The organism is Streptomyces sp. NPDC057474, from assembly GCF_042802555.1.
Taxonomy (GTDB): Bacteria; Actinomycetota; Actinomycetes; order Streptomycetales; family Streptomycetaceae; genus Streptomyces.
In genome coordinates, this window is sequence record NZ_JBHVDX010000005.1 from 76,146 (window position 1) to 92,878 (window position 16,733).

General features: G+C 67.5%; 14 protein-coding genes. 9 read left to right on the forward strand and 5 right to left on the reverse strand.

Translation table 11 applies throughout. The features are described 5' to 3' along the window. Window positions 1-15: 15 nt before the first annotated feature. From ACFU53_RS02420 to ACFU53_RS02435, 4 genes are all read right to left on the reverse strand, one after another. Entirely contained in the window at window positions 16-1,101 is a 1,086-nt protein-coding gene (locus ACFU53_RS02420) for an LLM class flavin-dependent oxidoreductase (RefSeq protein WP_383985206.1), read from the reverse strand. Between the two features lie 31 nt (window positions 1,102-1,132). After that, a complete protein-coding gene (locus ACFU53_RS02425) occupies window positions 1,133-1,882 on the reverse strand; it encodes a class II aldolase/adducin family protein (protein WP_383985209.1) in 750 nt (249 codons plus the stop codon). A 13-nt stretch (window positions 1,883-1,895) separates the two neighbouring features. Further along, window positions 1,896-3,242, reverse strand: a complete 1,347-nt coding sequence (locus tag ACFU53_RS02430) for an SUMF1/EgtB/PvdO family nonheme iron enzyme (RefSeq protein ID WP_383985212.1) — start codon at window positions 3,240-3,242, stop codon at window positions 1,896-1,898. A gap of 768 nt (window positions 3,243-4,010) precedes the next feature. Continuing rightward, the gene (locus tag ACFU53_RS02435; protein ID WP_383985215.1) at window positions 4,011-5,381 is read right to left on the reverse strand and encodes a condensation domain-containing protein; all 1,371 of its coding nucleotides are present in this window, start codon (window positions 5,379-5,381) and stop codon (window positions 4,011-4,013) included. A gap of 591 nt (window positions 5,382-5,972) precedes the next feature. Here ACFU53_RS02435 and ACFU53_RS02440 point away from each other — a divergent pair. From ACFU53_RS02440 to ACFU53_RS02465, 6 genes are all read left to right on the forward strand, one after another. Beyond that, on the forward strand, window positions 5,973-6,716 hold the full coding sequence (locus ACFU53_RS02440; RefSeq protein ID WP_383985218.1) for an SIS domain-containing protein: 744 nt from the start codon (window positions 5,973-5,975) through the stop codon (window positions 6,714-6,716). 25 nt (window positions 6,717-6,741) lie between these two features. Next, a complete protein-coding gene (locus ACFU53_RS02445) occupies window positions 6,742-7,743 on the forward strand; it encodes a glycosyltransferase family 2 protein (RefSeq protein WP_383985221.1) in 1,002 nt (333 codons plus the stop codon). Between the two features lie 164 nt (window positions 7,744-7,907). Then, window positions 7,908-8,585, forward strand: coding sequence for a D-glycero-alpha-D-manno-heptose-1,7-bisphosphate 7-phosphatase (locus tag ACFU53_RS02450; RefSeq protein WP_383985223.1), 678 nt, complete (start codon window positions 7,908-7,910; stop codon window positions 8,583-8,585). Beyond that, window positions 8,582-9,556 (forward strand): NAD-dependent epimerase/dehydratase family protein, encoded by a 975-nt coding sequence (locus tag ACFU53_RS02455; protein WP_383985226.1) that lies wholly within the window; start codon window positions 8,582-8,584, stop codon window positions 9,554-9,556. Before ACFU53_RS02450 ends, ACFU53_RS02455 begins: the two co-directional genes overlap by 4 nt. A gap of 187 nt (window positions 9,557-9,743) precedes the next feature. Beyond that, window positions 9,744-10,757 (forward strand): hypothetical protein, encoded by a 1,014-nt coding sequence (locus ACFU53_RS02460; RefSeq protein ID WP_383985229.1) that lies wholly within the window; start codon window positions 9,744-9,746, stop codon window positions 10,755-10,757. Between the two features lie 132 nt (window positions 10,758-10,889). Next, the gene (locus ACFU53_RS02465; protein WP_383985231.1) at window positions 10,890-11,774 is read left to right on the forward strand and encodes a DUF4931 domain-containing protein; all 885 of its coding nucleotides are present in this window, start codon (window positions 10,890-10,892) and stop codon (window positions 11,772-11,774) included. 278 nt (window positions 11,775-12,052) lie between these two features. Here ACFU53_RS02465 and ACFU53_RS02470 read toward each other — a convergent pair whose 3' ends face one another. Further along, window positions 12,053-13,063 carry a ParB/RepB/Spo0J family partition protein gene (locus tag ACFU53_RS02470; RefSeq protein WP_383985233.1) on the reverse strand — a complete coding sequence of 337 codons (1,011 nt, stop codon included), beginning with the start codon at window positions 13,061-13,063 and terminating at the stop codon, window positions 12,053-12,055. A gap of 279 nt (window positions 13,064-13,342) precedes the next feature. Between ACFU53_RS02470 and ACFU53_RS02475 the strand changes: the two genes are divergently transcribed. From ACFU53_RS02475 to ACFU53_RS02485, 3 genes are all read left to right on the forward strand, one after another. Continuing rightward, window positions 13,343-13,663: a hypothetical protein gene (locus ACFU53_RS02475; RefSeq protein WP_383985236.1), complete on the forward strand. Its 321-nt coding sequence runs from the start codon at window positions 13,343-13,345 to the stop codon at window positions 13,661-13,663. A gap of 870 nt (window positions 13,664-14,533) precedes the next feature. Then, the gene (locus ACFU53_RS02480) at window positions 14,534-15,811 is read left to right on the forward strand and encodes a hypothetical protein (protein WP_383985239.1); all 1,278 of its coding nucleotides are present in this window, start codon (window positions 14,534-14,536) and stop codon (window positions 15,809-15,811) included. 168 nt (window positions 15,812-15,979) lie between these two features. After that, the gene (locus ACFU53_RS02485) at window positions 15,980-16,651 is read left to right on the forward strand and encodes a hypothetical protein (RefSeq protein ID WP_383985241.1); all 672 of its coding nucleotides are present in this window, start codon (window positions 15,980-15,982) and stop codon (window positions 16,649-16,651) included. The last annotated feature ends 82 nt before the right edge of the window (window positions 16,652-16,733 follow it).

Genomic DNA, 16,733 nt, shown 5'->3' on the forward strand with positions numbered 1-16,733 from the left:
CGCCTGTCGTCGTGATCAGTCCTGGCCGGCTTCTTCGGGGCCGAGCGGAGCCAGATCGGGCAGGACCTTCTCACCCAGCAGCCGTACGGTGCGCAGCGCCTCCTCGTGGGTGATCGATCCGTACCGGCAGTGGAGGCTGATCTCGGCCCCCGGGTACAGGTCGTGGATCCGGCGCAGCGTGGCTCCTACCTCGCTCACCCCGCCCACCACGACGTTGTCCTTCGCCATCAGGTCAGCGAGGGTGGTGCCGCGGGCGGACGCCTCCATGCGCTCATACCCCGGGTACTGCGCGGAGGCGGTGCCCCGCCAACTGCTGTACGCCTCGACCTGCTTGTCGCGGTACGCGGCGTAGTGCTCCTCGGCTCGTTCGACGGCCTCGGCGTGGCTCTCCGCCACATAGGCGTGGTAGCTGACGTGCAGCCGGTGGCTCCGGGAGTGGCCGTGCTCGGTCCTGGCCCGCCGGTAGGTCTCCAGCAGACCGGTCAGCTTCTCGTGGCTCGCCACCACTGGGATGATCATGAGGTTGTGGCCGTGGCGTCCGGCCCAAGTGAAGGTCTCGGGGGATGTCGTGGCCGCGATGAAGACGGGCGGACCGGGCCGCTCGACCGGCCTGGGCAGGATCGGGGGAAGCGGCCCGAAGCGGTGGAAGCGGCCCTCCCAGCGGAAATGGGAGTCCGTCCACAGGCGTTGGATCGCTTCGACGTTCTCCTCTAGGAGCGCCCGGCTGTCGTCCATGTCCACGCCGAACGCGGCAAACTCCGACGGCAGGAAAGCGCGTCCGAAACCGGCGTCCAGCCGACCGTGCGAGAGATTGTCCAGTACGAGCAGGGACGAGGCCAGCTTGATCGGATGGGTGAACGCCGGAGTCACCGCCCCGGTCACCAGCCGCACATGGCGTGTGGTCCGGGCCATCGCCGACAGGAGGGCGACGGGGTCGGGACTGTAGCCGCCCCACTCGTGAAAGTGGTGCTCGACCATCTTGACGTGACTGAACCCGAGTTCGTCCGCCTGCGCACCCAACTCCAGACACTCGTCGTAGAACCGGTCGGCCGTCATCTCCGCCGGCCCCACCGTGGGCAGGAAGTTGATGCCCAGCTTCATCCTGTTGACTCCCTCTCGCGATCGGACGCCGTCAGTGCCGTCGGCACGTAGTCTCGTACAGATTCCGGTACTGCTTGTCCGCGAACTCCAGCTTGGCCAGGGCGATGCCCGTCTCCACAGCGACCTCGTGCGGGATCAGCAGCGGTGCGGACGCCGATGCCTCGGCCATGAGCTGGGACTGGGCGGCGCGTTCCATGACGACGAAGAGCCACAACGCTTCGCCGATGCTGCGGCCACCCGTGAGGAAACCGTGGTTCTGCATGATGACTGCGGTGCCGTCGCCCATCGCCTTGACGACTTCCCTGCCTTCCTGGCGGGCGTTGACGAGACCCAGGAACTGCCCGTAGATGCCGTGCCGCTGGTACAGCACGCAGGCGTCCTGGGTGATGGGGTCGAGCCGACGGCCGAGGGAGGACCAGGTCTTGCCGTACATGGAGTGCGTGTGCGCGAAGGCGGCCAGATCCGGGCGGCTGCGGTGCAGTTCGCCGTGGAGCGGGTCCACCGAGGGGTTCAGGTCGCCGGTGCCGCGCAGCACGGCCCCTTCGGCGCCGACGAGCAGCAGGTCGTCGGGGGTCACATGGTGGAAGTCCAGACCGAACGGGTTGACCCAGTAGGCGTTGTCGTCCTCCGGGTCCCTGACGCTCACATGTCCGGCGATGCCTTCGCTGTAGCCGAGGACCGCGAGGAGGCGGATCGCCTCCACCAGGGACAGGCGCACCTGCTCCTGAGCTGGGGTGAGCGCCACGTCCGGGGCGGCGACGAGCGGTGTGGAAGTAGGCATGACACTCCTTGCGTCACGTGGCGGGGACGTCGTAGACACAGCGGAAACCCACCTCGTTGTGACGGTCCGTCAGCAGGTCCTTGCCGCGGTAGTAGGTGGACAGGCACACGGGGGGCGAGGTCCAGGTACCGCCACGTAGCACGTGGAAGGCCTCTGGGCGGTTCATGAACTCCCGATGGGACCGGCCGCGGAAGAAGGGAGCCATGTCCTCCCGGCTGAAGAAGTTCGTCCGGGTCAGCTCCCAGACGTTCCCCGCCATGTTCAGCAGACCGTACGGACTGGCACCCTCCGGGTAGGAATCGGCGGGGGCCACCGGGTTCTCCGGCCAGCTCACTGTCGTGGAGACCAGCAGCTCCTCAAGCTCCGCCAGATCCTTGATGTCGTCCTTGCCGTACGCGGTGAAGACGCTGCGCGCCTTTGCCTTGTCCCAGGTGTCGCCCCAGGGATAGACGCGCCCGTCCGTGCCGCGCGCCGCCTTCTCCCACTCGTTCTCCGAGGGCAGCCGTCCGCCGGCCCACCGGGCGAAGGCGTAGGCGTCGTACCAGTCGACTCCGACCACCGGGTTGTCGGGATCGTTGAAGCGCGGGTCGTGCCAGTGGGCCGGGGTGTAGTCCTTGCCTTCCGGCTCGTCCGGGTGGGAGAACTCACGGCGGCTTCCCACATCGGCGAGGAACTCGGCGTAGCGGCGGTTCGTCACCGTGGTCCGGTCGATGTAGTAGCCCGGCAACTCCTCGGCCCGCAGCGGGTTGTCGGTGTTGTCCATCTGGAACGGGCCGATCTCCTGCACCCGGGCGCCCGCGATGAACGGCCCGGCCGGGATGAGGACAGCATCGCTCAGATCGGGTTCTCGCTTCGCCGTCGCCACCTTGGCATGGAGGTCGGCGAAGTGATCGTTCTCCAGTCTGCGCAACTCTTCGTGGTCGGTCGACTGGAAGAAATTGATCAGCGCGTTCTTGGTGAAGGCGGCACCGCAGCCGACAGGCTTGCGCGCATAGGCCGGCCGGGTGAAGTTGCTGGGCCACCCGGAGACCCGGATCATATGCGGCACCGCTTCGGCGATGCGGTGCTGACCTGCGACTTTGATGGCGGTGAAGGCAACCCAGTCGACGTCGTCGTGGATCGCCTCACTGATCGACTCGCGGGCCCCCGGGTCGTCGAGGAAGCGGTCGGCCAGGGTCTGCACAGCCAGTCGTCGAACATTCCAGTCAGAATGCCCCACGGCCCACTCGCGCAATTCTCGAACGGCCAGATCCGAGGTCGCCGCACTGGTCAGCGTCTTCTCGATCTCCGAAATCCTGTCGCGATACTCCTGGCCGTCGAGGGACCTCAGGAGTGCTCCATCCGCAAGCTCGTGCAGCATTGCCTCACCTATTTATTGTCACGGTCTGCTCGACAAGTGCCGGGTGAACACAGAGGTTCACCCGGCACTCACCTACCTGCGGGCAGCGACTACCACTTCGTCGCGGCCTCGCCCGATTCGCGCGATGCCAGGAAGTCCTCGGCGGTCATGTCTCGTCACCTCCTTCGCAGCTAGCGGGAACTGCCAGCCGTGACTGATGTCCACGGCCGTTCAATGGGGGCCGGCCTCGGCAATGGGCCGACCATTTTCTGGGAATCGCGAAGGCAGCCGCAGAAGCGGGCGGCGCCGGAGTAGTGCAGACGCTGCTCATACCCTCGACGAAAAGACGGCTCACAAAGGCTCGATGTGCAGCCGGACCCGGTCAAAGGTCCACCTGAATGCTGCACCGAGCGGCCTTGCGGTGATCGACTCTAGAGCATGAATTCAGCGTTCAACCAGACCGTGCCCGAGATGAACATCGTCCGGCCCGAAACACCTTCCTCCCACTGCCTGGCTGCTGGTCGAGGGAGGGCGGGACACTCTCGCGCAGGTCGCGGGGGACGCTGTCGCGCAGGTCGCGGCGGGCTGCTTCGGCCCAGGCGCCGGCTCCGCGCGGCCGCAATGGGCGTGGCCGCACACCTGTTCAACTGTCCGTTTCACTCAGTTGAACAGGTGCGGGAGCGGGTGGTGAACGCTCTGGCGCGCGCCGAACTGTCCGGCGCGGCGTATGCGGTGGAGGGGCACGGCAGATCACACCGACGCCGGACCGGTCATGGACGATCGACCGGATCAGGCATTCGGGTTCAGGTACGAGTCGATCAGTGCACTCTCCAGCGAGCGCAGGAACCCGACGATCTCGTCGGACGAGAGAACCTCGGTGTCCACCCGCAGCGAAACGGAAATCTCATCGAACACGTCGAACGCCGTGAGGTAGAATCTCATGTCCTCCGATTCGAACTGCCTCAGCGGACTCAATGTCGTTTCGGACAGATACTCCCGCGCGTCGACCGAACGGGCATCCTGCGGTTTTCCGGCCTGCCACACCGAGTCTTCGTTCTCGGAAAAGGGAAAATTGAAGGCGCAGGAGATATCGACCTCGAAGCCATTCCGGTCGGCGAAGTCGCGCAACATCTCCGTGACGGCATCCGGATCGCATTCACACAGCATGGCGGAGCGAACCGCGGCCCGGTGGGCCGCCCTTGCGAGATCACCAGGTTTGACCCCACCGAGCTCCACAGAGACCGGCACGCTCTGCGCCAAGCGCCCGGAATGATGAACGGCGTCGTCGCTGAAGCGGTTGTGCGAGAAGAGCAGGAAGCCGATCCGGGAATTCTCACTGACGTTTCCCAGGAGAGTACAGGCATGGGCAAGAACAACCGCCCCCGGGCTCACCTTGTGCGCGCGCGACAGCGTCGACACCGCAACGGCGGCCGCTTTCGAGCGCATGGTGCATTCCTGGAAACGGAGCGTTTCCGGTGTGCGGCGAGGTGGGAGGGCAGTCCTGGGGAACCGCTCGACCTCGCGACGCCAGCGCATCACGGCTTTCTCCGAGTACGTCAGCCCCTCTGGGCTCTGCTCGTACTTCACCCTGTCGAGCGGATGCGAAACCTCCGCCAGCACGGACTGGGACTCACCCTCCGAGCGCGAGCGAAGCAGCAGTTCCAGCTCGCCCCGCACACGCTGCAACCCGAAGAAGTCCAGCGCCATTTCGAAGACGCCAAGAATCACCCACTTCGGTTTTCCGTTCTCCGTGACCACGGCGACCCGAACGGCCGGTTCAGGAATGGTGAACGGCATACGGGTCAGATCGGCTTCAAGCTGTCGAGCCATGCTGGCCGTCTCGGATGGTCCGGCCTCGCATATCGCCATGGACAACTCCCCCGCCGCGGAAAGAATCTGGACGGGTTCCCCGTGCTCGTCCACGCAGAATCTGCTGCGGAGCGTCTCGTGCCGTTCAAGGATGAAGGACAGGACCGCCATCACATCCTCCAGATCACAGCCGGCGGGGACTTCGACACCGGCGGCCAGATTGAGGTGCGCGTAATTGGGAGCCTGTGCGGCAACGGCCCGCCAGAGCCATCGCTGCGACCAGGTCAGGGGAATTTTTCCGGCACGTCGGCCTGAATACTTGATCCTCTTGTACGGGGATACAGCGCTCATCCAGACGTCCGTTCTCGCGAGTCGCCGGTTCTTTTGATCGGGCGCCACACACTAGAGGACCGCGCCCCCGATTTACCCCTTTTGGACCGTAAGTCGATGTCGGCAGGGGGTGAACGCCGTGGCCCGGCGGGCGGTGGGGGGCGGAAGTGCATGGTGTCCGGCTCGGCCCCGGCATGCCTCGATGTCGCCCACGCATCGAGGTCACCCGTATGGCTGGCCCGTACTGATCCCGTGAGTTACGCTCGCCCCCGGCATCCCGACAACATCAACAAAGACTCTCCGTCTTCATCGAAATGCCCAGAAACAATGGAAGGGAAGGCTGACCTTTTCGCCTCTCCTCACACCCACATCACCCCGACGCGTCGGCGTGGCACATCAGTCACTCCGGCAGCGCCGGGGACGCGCGCAATTGTCGGGTAACCGCCCTTCGTGGAGAACCGGTAGTCGCGGTACTTGAACATTCGGGTGGAAATCCGGGTGGAGAACGGTATCCGCCGCAACCGGCCGACACAAAGGCCACCGCAACCGGCCGGACCCGCTCCCGACCGGCTCCCTCTGTCGACCCCTCATGCACGCGCACGCCTTCACCACATGACAACGACCGCCCTGTATGCAGAGGAAGACGTCGTGATTCCTGAGCCCTCCTTGCCCGCTGCGTCGGCGGTGCCGTATTCCGGCTACGCGTCGATCGTCTCCCAGTATTTGCGTGACCTCGCCGACGGTGCGCTGCGCGTCGACAGCGATGCGGTCGGGGAGGTGGCGGCTTGCGTCATCAGGACGATGTCCGTCGGCCGGTCCGTTCTCATCGCCGGTAACGGCGGCAGTGCGACCACCGCCGACCACATGGCGTGCGACTGGTCGGCCGGTGGCCTACGCGCGGGGTATCGCGTCGCGCGAGCAACGTGTCTTTCCAGCAACTCCGCTTATGTCACGGCGCTGGCCAACGACATCGACTTCAGCCAGGTGTTCGCCGAGCAGATCAGGACCATCGGAATGAAGGGCGACCTGCTGATCCTGCTCAGTGTCAGCGGCGACTCCCCGAATCTGCTGGAGGCCGCCAAGGCTGCCCATGAGCGCGGACTGACCGTGGCGGCGCTGCTCGGCAATGCGGGCGCGGTCGCCCAGCACTGCGACGTGATTGTGGAGGCGGGCGCCGGGGACTACGGTCTCGCCGAGGATCTGCACCTGGCCCTGAACCACGCGATTGTCCGCATCCTCCAGGGCGGACGACCCCACCGCTACGACTCGTCGGTGTCGGCCGCGCCCCGCGGCGGCGGTGAGTTCCCGGAGTCGGTCTCCTTGCCGAGCGGGCGCGCTGATCTCGTCAGGGAGTAATCCAAAGTCGAAAGGTATGCCCGCCATGTCACCGGTATTGAGCGTCGTCGTGCCGATGTTCAACGTCGAGCCCTACATCTCCTCCTGCCTTGAGTCGCTGACGAATCAGAAGGTCACCGACGTGGAGATCGTCGTCATCGACGACGGGTCCACGGATGAAAGCCGCGCCATCGCCGAACAGTGGGCCCGCCAGGACTCCCGTATCCGCGTGCTCGGGCAACCGAACACCGGACTGAGTGCCGCCCGCAACGTCGGTGTGCGTGCGGCACGAGGGCGGTATCTCGCTTTCTGCGACAGTGACGACGTCGTGTCGACCACCGGGTACGCCTCGCTCGTCGAGTCCCTCGAAGCCACGGGGTCCGACATCGCCTCCGGAGACGTACGACGGCTGCACAGCGCCGGCGTACGACCGCATCCCGGATACCAGGACACGTTCGCCCATGACCGGCGCCGCACGCACATCCGTCGCGACACCTCGCTGGTACGGGACCGCATGGTGTGGAACAAGGTGTTCCGCCGCTCGTTCTGGGACGCGGGGGAATTCGTCTTCGAGTTGCCAGCGTACGAGGACGCGCCCGTCATGGTACGAGCGCACATCACCGCGTCAGCAGTCGACGTACTGTCAGAAATCGTCTACTTTTGGCGAATCCGCGAACAGGGCCCGCCGTCGGGGACGCAGCGGCGCGATGAACCGGACAACATCGCTGCCTGTATGCGGATGGTCGTCGACACTTTCGAAGTCATCGCGGAGCTCGCCCCGGAACTCATCCCTCCGTACGCGGAGGCCATGTGCTGCGGTGATGTGCGGCAAGCCCTCCGCGCGCTGCATCTGCACGACGACGCCACCCTGGGCGAGGCACTGTCGCTCGCTCGCTCCTTCGTCACGAGGCTTCCCGACAGTGCTCTCGACACCTTGCCGGAAACGGACCGGCACCTCATGACGTTGCTGGCCCAGGGTGACCTGGCGCGCATCCGTCAGGTCGTGGAAGACCCCGCTACAGCGGTGGATCACTATCGCGTCCTGTGAGAACCGCCGCGGCGCCCGCCCCGCCGCAGCGCGCTGCTCGGCACTTCTGATGCCCTCGTCCCCGCCCTCACGTGGCCTTGCCCGAACCGGCGACGGCCCAGCGACGGCCACGGCGATCGAAGGAGAACACCATGGCAGGCCACATGAGGGGAGTTGGCAGCCGAGTGCCCAGAGAACCCGGACCACTCGTCGTATCAGGTCCTGTCCATCTGAACCTGAACCGGGGGCCGCGGGGACTGCTGCTGTGCGACCGTGACGGCACAATCATCCGTAATCGGGATGACTACGTACTGAGCACGGAGGATGTCGAGTTCCTGCCCGGAGCCACGTCCGCCCTGCGCCGAGCTCACGAGGCCGGCCTTGCCGTGGTGCTCGTCTCCAACCAGTCGCCCGTGGGACGGGGCCTGCTCGACGCGGAGGAATGCCTGCGGATCCACCGCCATGTCACCGATGCTCTTCAGGCCGGTGGGGCGCCCGTCACGGCCAGCTATCTGTGCCCGCACGCCCCCGCCGACGACTGCGTCTGCCGCAAGCCCCGCCCCGGCCTGGCACTGGCCGCGCTGAAGCGGTTCGGGGCACCCACCCACCGCGCGTGGCTGGTGGGCGACAGCAGGGAAGACATGGGGGCCGCGGTCGGGGCGCGGGTCAGAGGCGTACTTGTACGCACCGGTCGCGGTGCCCGCCACGAACCCGACGTCCGGGCCGATCGGGCCCTGACCGGGGTGCGGATCGAGGACGATCTCGCGGCCGCGGTCCAGCTCGCCGTCAGCGACGGTGCACGTGCCCACCCCGAACCCTCGAACTCCGTACATCTGCCGCCCGTGTCCGACTTGGAGGTATGAGCCCAGTGAAGGTCATAGTCACCGGAGGGGCCGGGTTCATCGGATCCCATGTGGTCGACGCGTTGTGCCACGAACAGCACGAGCTCGTCGTCATCGATGACTTCTCCACCGGACGGAGGGAGAACCTGGCGCGTGCCACGGCCCTGCATCCGAATCTGCGGGTGGTCGAGGCAGACATCCGCAGCCCGGAAGCAGCCGCCGCCGTCGAGCAGTTCGCCCCCAAGGTACTGGTCCATTTCGCCGCGCAGATGAGCGTCAAGGTATCCATGCGGGATCCGGAACTCGACGCCTCGGTCAACGTCCTGGGCCTGCTCAACCTCCTGGAGGCAGCGCGCCGCTCGGGCTGTCGCAAGGTCGTCTTCGCATCCAGCGGAGGCACCGTCTACGGCGCCCCGGGGCCGGCCGCGGCACCACGCGACGAGTCGGATCCCCGGGTGCCCCAGTCCTTCTACGGTCTCACCAAGTCGGTGTCCGTGGACTATCTGAGGCTCTACCGCGAGCAGTACGGCCTCGAGTACGCAGCGCTCGCCCTTGGCAACATCTACGGTCCGCGGCAGGACCCGTACGGCGAAGCCGGTGTCGTCGCCATCTTCGCCGGGCGCATGCTGGACGGCCTGCCCTGCGTGGTCAACGGCGACGGGCTGACCACCCGAGACTTCGTCCACGTGAGCGATGTGGTCGGGGCCGTGACGAACGCCTTGCGCACCGGGCACGGTCTGATCAACATCGGCACCGGCACACCGACCTCCGTGCTCGACGTACACGCATCCGTGGCCAAGGCCGTCGGCAGGGACGACCGGCCGGAGTTCGGCCCGGCCCTGCCCGGCGAGGTCCGCCATGTCGCGCTGCGCGTCGACCGCGCCGGACGGGAGCTGGGCTGGCGGGCACGCGTCGCGTTGGACGAGGGCGTGGCGACGGTCGTCGACTGGATGCGTGACGCGGAGTCACCTCGCGTCGAGGCGGTGCCATGAGGGCTGTGAGCTTCCGCCCGGCCGGGCGACGGCCAGCTCTCGGGAGCACCGCCAGAAGTACGCTGAAGGGAGCTGGGAGCTTTCAATGACCGCGGCACTCGACAACCCGACACCCACCGGCACGGCTCGAACGGCGAGGTCCGGGCAAGAGCAGTCGGCGTCCTGTCCACTCGCTCCCATGGCCGTCATGGCACGTGCGCCGCTGCGCGTGTCCCTGGCCGGTGGCGGCACCGATCTGCCGAGTTACGCCCGTGACCACGGAGGCCTAGTGATCAGCCTGGCCATCGACCGTCACGTGGGCGTCTCCGTCTTCCCGCGCGAGTTCTCCGGTGGCGTGCGGGCGAGCTGGGAGGGAACGGAACAGGTGCTCGGTGCCGCGCAGTTGGGGAACCCTTACGCGCGCGAGGTCTTCCGCCGCGCCGGGGTCACCGGTCCGCTCCAGGTCGCGTCGTTCTCGGACGCGCCCTCTGGCACCGGCCTCGGTGGATCGGGGGCCTTCACGGTCTCCCTGTTGCACGCTCTGCGCCATGCGCGTGCCGGCGGCGGGCCCCAGCCGGACGGTCTCCCCCACGTCGACCGCACTGCCCTCGCCGAAGACGCGGCCGCCGTGGAGATGACGGACCTCGGTCGTCCCGTGGGTAAACATGACCACTACATGGCCAGTTACGGAGGCCTGCGCGCGCTGTACATAGGGCGTGACCTCAGCGTTCGTCCCGAAGAGCTGCCCTTGTCGCGGGAGTGCGTCGAATACGTCAACGAGAGGCTGCTGCTCTTCTACACCGGGTTGTCGCGGGATGCGGGCACTGTACTGGAGGACCAGGCGAACCGGACCGCCCGCGGGGACAGCGGTGTCCTGGCGTCGCTGGACGCCATGCGCGCCCTCGCCACGAACATGCTCGAAGCCGTACGGCACGGGCGACTGGACGACATCGGCCCGATTCTTCATGAGCACTGGACCAACAAGGTGCGGATGAGCCACGGCATCACCAACCCCCGGATAGACGTGCTCTACCGCACAGCCCGCGCCGCAGGAGCGGAGGGCGGAAAGCTGCTGGGGGCGGGCGGGGGCGGCTTTCTGCTCGTGGCCGTCCGCAAGGGGCAGGAGAACGCCGTGCGGGCGGCGATGCGGGAGCAGACGGCGAGGGAACTGACGTTCGGTCCGGACACGACGGGCTCCCAGGCCGTCGGTCTGGCTCTGTGAAGACCAGGCAGACGGAGGCAGACGGAGGCAGAAGACAGCGACAGGAGACGGCGACAGATGATCGGGAGATCCCCCGAAGCAGGCTGGCAGGCAACCACCTACGGAACGGGCCCAGCAAGCGACCCGGGCCCGGTGAGTGATCCGGTCTCCGACCAGATGGGCCCGGTAAGCGATCCCGTCACCGCACGGGTCGGATTCGACCCGGTCACCGCACGAGTCGGCTTTACATCCGGCAGTCGCTCGGCGCGCCCCGACATCGGGGTGGACAACTGCCCGTTCTGCCCCGGCGGAACCGAGTGCCCGGACCAGTTCACCACCTGGGCCTTCCCCAACCGGTGGCCCGCCATAGCGCCCGGTCGCTGCGAGGTGATGGTGCACAGCCCCGATCACACACTGGATTTCGCCACCATGACGCGCCCTCAGGTTCGGGCCGTGGTGGACATGTGGGCCGAGCGGAGCCAGCTCATGGTGCGTCATACCGATGTGAGATGCGCCCTCGTCTTCGAGAACAGAGGCAAAGACGCCGGGGCCACGGTCGCGCACCCGCACAGTCAGTTGTTCGGCCTGCCTCTGGTGCCCCCGTTGCTGGGCACCGAGCGGGTCGCCTCCCGCGAGAACTGTGCCGTATGCGCACCGGGGCCGAAGCCGCTGCTCGTTCGTACTGACACACACTGGATTACCCGCATCCCGCAGGCACCGCCCGCACCGTACACGCTTCGTCTGTCGCCGCTACGTCATGTGGCAGGCATCGACCAGCTCACGGACACCGAGCGGGACGGGCTCGCCGACGCGCTGGGCAGTGCCGTACGCGGACTCGACGCGGTTTTCGCGCGACCGATGCCGTATCAGCTCTGGCTGCACCGCACCGCCGAGGCTGGCGGACATCTCACGGTGACCTTGGCCGGACTGTTGCGTTCCCCGGGCAGGGTGCGGATACCGGGGGCGGCCGAGCTGGCGACCGGTCTGGCGTTCACCCCTGTCGACCCCGCCGTCGCGGCGGCAGCGCTGCGTGACTGATCCTCCGCCTGGCGCTCCTGGTGACGAGCCCGGCTGTCGGTGACGCCTGCAAAGACAGGGTCAGCACCGGTGCCTGCGCTCCTGGCAGAACAAAGAGCAGCAGCCGAGTGTCTGTCCCGGCTCACTCCCGGGGCGGGTCACACCCATCGAACCTGGCAACCAAGCTGCGGACCTGCCCCGCACACCGTCGCACCGTCCACCCTGTGGGGCTTGCGGACGGTGTGCGGGGCAAGCTATTCAAAGTGGCGTACGCCCAGGAGGACCACTCAGTCCGGCGCCTACAACTCGTTGCGTTGTTCCAGGCGTTCGGCTATGACGGCCCAGGTGAAGGAACACTGCTTCGCCAATGCGGCCATTTTCTCGGCGCAGTGCGCGGGAACCGACTCGGCGACTTCCTCCTCCAGTCGATGCGCCCGCAACAGAGTGAGTAGATTCCGGCCGAACTGCGTCAGGTTGAGGGAAGGATCCTTGCTCAGTTGCTGCCAGAAGAGCGCCAAGTCCGGTGCGGAGAGAGCGGACGCGGCCGACACCCTGTTGACGACACTGCTCTGCACTCTTTGCGCGGCCGCCACCTTTGCGGGCACGGTGTGGTCTTTGCCCTCTCGTAAACGACGGCGAACGTCATTTACGGTCCCCAGGGACAAGCCGACTTCCCGGGCGACTTCGCGCAGCGAGATGTCCGGTCTGGCCGTCATGATCTCTGCGGCCTTGCGTCGTCCCTCTGCCGTGCTCAACGGCCGGACCCGCCCGTCACGCCCCACTCGCCCGGCCAACTGAGCGGAATTTACCACGGAACGGCGCGTTTTGCCGACGGTCTGCGCCGAGACCCCCACCGTGGAGGCAATCGCGCGATCCGACCACTCCGGGTGCGCCCGCAGGATGCGCGCGACTGCGGCACGGCGGTCGGAGGCGGTCAGGGGCAGCCCATGCGCATTGTTGGCCTTGACGGAATGGATGAAGGCTTCCTCTTCGGTTCCGTCGAACAGACGGGCCCTGATCGAGGTGTCCCCCCTGGCTATCGCCGCGGTTAGACGATGCCGGCCATCGATCACCTGGAGAGTGGCCCGATGAACGATTATGGGAGGAAGCATGCCTTCCGCATCGGCGATGAGTTGTACATGCGCTTCATCAACCCCGTTCAGTCGCGGGGAGTCACCTAACTGAATCCTGTCAACCCCGAGGAGAACGACAGGGCCCTCATCGTCGATGGTGAACGGCCGCTGTTCACTCCGGTCCGCAGATGCGCCGTCGATGCGGCTACAGGTGTCTTCGACAGTAACGTCAAGCAAGGGCCACCTCACTCCTGGTGTAACAGCTTGTGCAACACTAGCCCGAAAGCGCTTTCCTCGGTGCCCCTTGAACCTTTCCCCGGTCCGTGGTGGTTAATCTCGATCTTGCATGGAGGACCCGTCAGGTCAGCGGTGCTGGCGTGCCGTCTCGATAGGGTTCTCGTGCTGGTCGGAGCGGAGATCAGTAGCACGTGCTCGTCTGTCAGGGACGTCTTCTGCGGTTCCCGGATGTGGGCCTCGGCTTGCCGCGTAGCGTCGGCCGCGGGAGGGATCGTCATCGTGGACGTGCTGACGTGGACCATCGAGCAGCGGATGTACCTGACCGAGCGGGCTGAGTTGCTGCGCAAGGAACTGGCGGAGATCGAGGTGGAGGTAGCCCGGCTAGAGGCCGCCGAAGTCGTCTTCGGGCAGTGGGCGGAAGCGACCGACGGCGGGCGACTGCCGTCCGGCATCATCGAGCCGGAGCGGGTGCTGGCTGGTCCGGGTGCGGACGGAATGCGGCTGGTGCCGGACCGTGTCGAGGGCGTGGGGGTGGAGGTCCCCACCCCGGAGTACCGGCGGATCATGGAGATCGTGGCCGGTTCGGATGGTTTCCGGTGATGGCCAGGGATGTCGCGGTCGCGCTGGGCAGGGAGACGACACCGGCGAAGGCGTAGCCGGTCCGCGGGCAACTGCGCAAACTCGCCGACCGGGGCTGGACCTCGCGGACCGGCGCGGGACGCTATCCGACGCGCTGACCGGCCAGGGCAGTGGTGGACCGGCCGATTCCGGCCGTAACAAAACGGCTCCCGGCGGGAGTTGGTGAATCTGTGACGAAAAACCAGCCCGCTGAAGGCCCTCAGGATGTTGTCCACCAGGTCCGTCTCCCGCTGTCGAAGCGGACCATCGATCTCGTCGCCGGCCTGACACGCCACCGGCGCAACCAGCTGGGCACCCGGTGACGCAAGCTCGCCCCGTCATCGGGTTGGGCCCAACTCGCCGGTTCCGATCCTGCCCGCCCCGATGAACCGCCCGGCCTGCTGAACCGGCCGCGCCGCCTGCCCGACCCACACCGCCTGCGGGATCGGCGCCGCCCCCTGCCGTATGGCTTGGCCTTGGCTGAACAGGCCACGGCGTAGAACTCAACGACGACGAACTGGTTCGAGCGGACACGCAAGGTCCTCGACGGCACCGGCAGCGAGCCGGACACGCGCCCCGGCGGCTGCCGATGTGCGGTCCTGCACAACCCCATCGACGGACTCGACATCGTCGCCACCGTCATCCGCCAGGACGGCCGCTGGGCGCGGCTGCTTCGACACTCACTTCCCTGCGCGGACTTCGTCTGCGATCACGGCCTCGGCGGACCGCGATGACCTCAGGTCGTCTATCACCCATCTCCGGCGAGGCCAAATCGCGGATTCCGCGGATCCTCTCTCCTCGACGGCCCGACCACCCGGGCTCCCGTTCGCCACTCCCTTCGAGGTAGACGCCGTGATCGCCCACTTGCAGCGTGCCAGCCATACCGCCGGCCTCCTTGAGTACCTGTACGGGCCAGGCGAGCGCGGCAACCACACCAACCCCCGCCTGATCGCGGGGGACGGCCACGGTGCCCCGATCGAGATGCTCGCCCAGACCGACGCGCCGGCGTACCTGGCCCACGCCCTCGACACACCCGTCGAGCGCCTCGGGACCCGAGCTCCCGAGCGGCCGGTGTGGGTCTGCTCGGTCCGCTCCGATCCCCGGCACCCCGACCCGACCGACGCGCAGTGGGCCGAGGTGGCCCGCCGGATCGTGGCGGCCACCGGCATCGCCCCGGAGGGCGATCCGGACGCCTGCCGGTGGATCGCCGTGCGCAACCAGCCCCGGCAAGTGCACGTCGTGGCAACCCTCGCCCGCGAGGACGGCAGCCTCCACAACACCTACCGCGACGCCTTCCGTCTCCAGACCGAGTGCCACCACATCGCTACCGAACTCGGCCACCTGCCCCCGGCCCCGCGCCCGACACCCCGCGCCCAGGAGGCCCACGTGCCTGCCCCCTACATCACCATCAGCGCAGAGCCCAGCGGCAGCGTCTCGGCGAAGGGCGCCAGCGACGACCTGTCCACCACGCTCCTCAAGCACGCCGGTTTCCAGCAGATCGAGGACTGGTACGGCCGCCGCCACCGCTTGGCGACCACCACCCCGCAGGCTGAGCGCGTCGCCATCGCGTCCCACGCAGCCGAGATGCTCCGCGCCGCCCGGTACAGCGTCGATCTGGACCCCGACCTCGACACGAGCCGGTTGACCAGCCCGGCCAACCCTCTCGGGCTCTACACCGCCGGAGCCGAAGTCCTCCGGCTGACCGACCAGATCAGGGCCGCCGAGAACGGTGCAGGCCTTGCCCAAGCGGTCGATCACCTCCTTCATCCCGAGCACGGCGTCCTGGAACGCCTCCGGGAAGCTCTGGAGACGGCAGGCGAACAGATCACCGACCTCGACGACGAGGCGTACGCGCTCGCCGACCGGTTCGGCTTCGCCGCGGAGTTCGTCAGCGCGGCGCAATCAGAACTCGTCGGAGCGGGACGCGAACTGCACCGTGTCAACGACTCGCGGCAGGACCACGCCGGGGCGCGGACGCGGTCCCCAGCCCCGCCCGACGCACGAAGCGCGGCTCTCGCCACGTCGCCCGCGGCGGACAGGGCCAAGGCGTCTTCGGCGCTCGGAACTCCGTCTCCGGAGATCGGTACCGCCGTAGGTTCGCCGCAGGTCTCCAGCCCTCGGACCCGTTGATCCCGATCCTCTCCCCTCGTACCCCCCTTCGGCGGTCTGACGTGTGCCTACCTCATGCGGACAGCCATCGACGCTCTGGCCAGCGCGTCCGCCGTCAGACCGGCCAAGGTCCGAGGGTCTGTCCAACCCACCCGGCACCGACCCACGCACCGCGCCCAAGGAGGAACAGTGCCCGAGTTCTACCCGAGCATCGGCGACGCCGTAGGCGCCGCGATGCAGCACAACATCCGGCTTGCCTACGGCCACAAGGCGTCCGGCCCCGACGCGTCCCTGCAGGCCCGACACCTGCCCCACCCGTCGGCCGCCCCGTACTCCGTCCCGGGGATGACAGCCCGGCTCACCGAGATGGCAACGCCCCATGAGGTCGCCGGAATCATCAAGGAGGTCAACGGAGCGCTTGGGCCCCCCCAGCTGACCGAGCTCGTGGCCGCGGCGGCCGACTGGACCCGAGCCCGGCTGACCTTCGAGAACCCGCACCACAACCCGACCTTCGAGACGTGGACACGGCTGGCCGCCGCCACCCGCATGCCGCGGGACGTCCAGGAGCAGCTGGTGGTCGCCGGGGACATGATCGGCGCGTGCCCTGTGCAACTCAGCGACCCCAAGTACCGCGACGAGGTGCCCGCACTGCGGACCAGGGAGCCGCTAAGCGATGTCCTCGGCAACGACGCGGTCGCGGACAACGAGCCGCCCGCCATCCAGAACCCGGAAGCGGACCGATGCCGAGCCGCCCGCGCCTCCTCCCCACACGCCGGCACCCAGCGGACCGCGCCCTCCGTCGACGCGACATCCGAACCACCCACCAGCGCCTCACCGCCCCGGTCGCCGCGCACGCGATGACCTCGGCCTGACTTCGACCTCCGCCCCCTTCCCGGAGCAGGAGCTGCCCCGATGACCAGCAGAAGAGCGCCGCGCGCCCCGC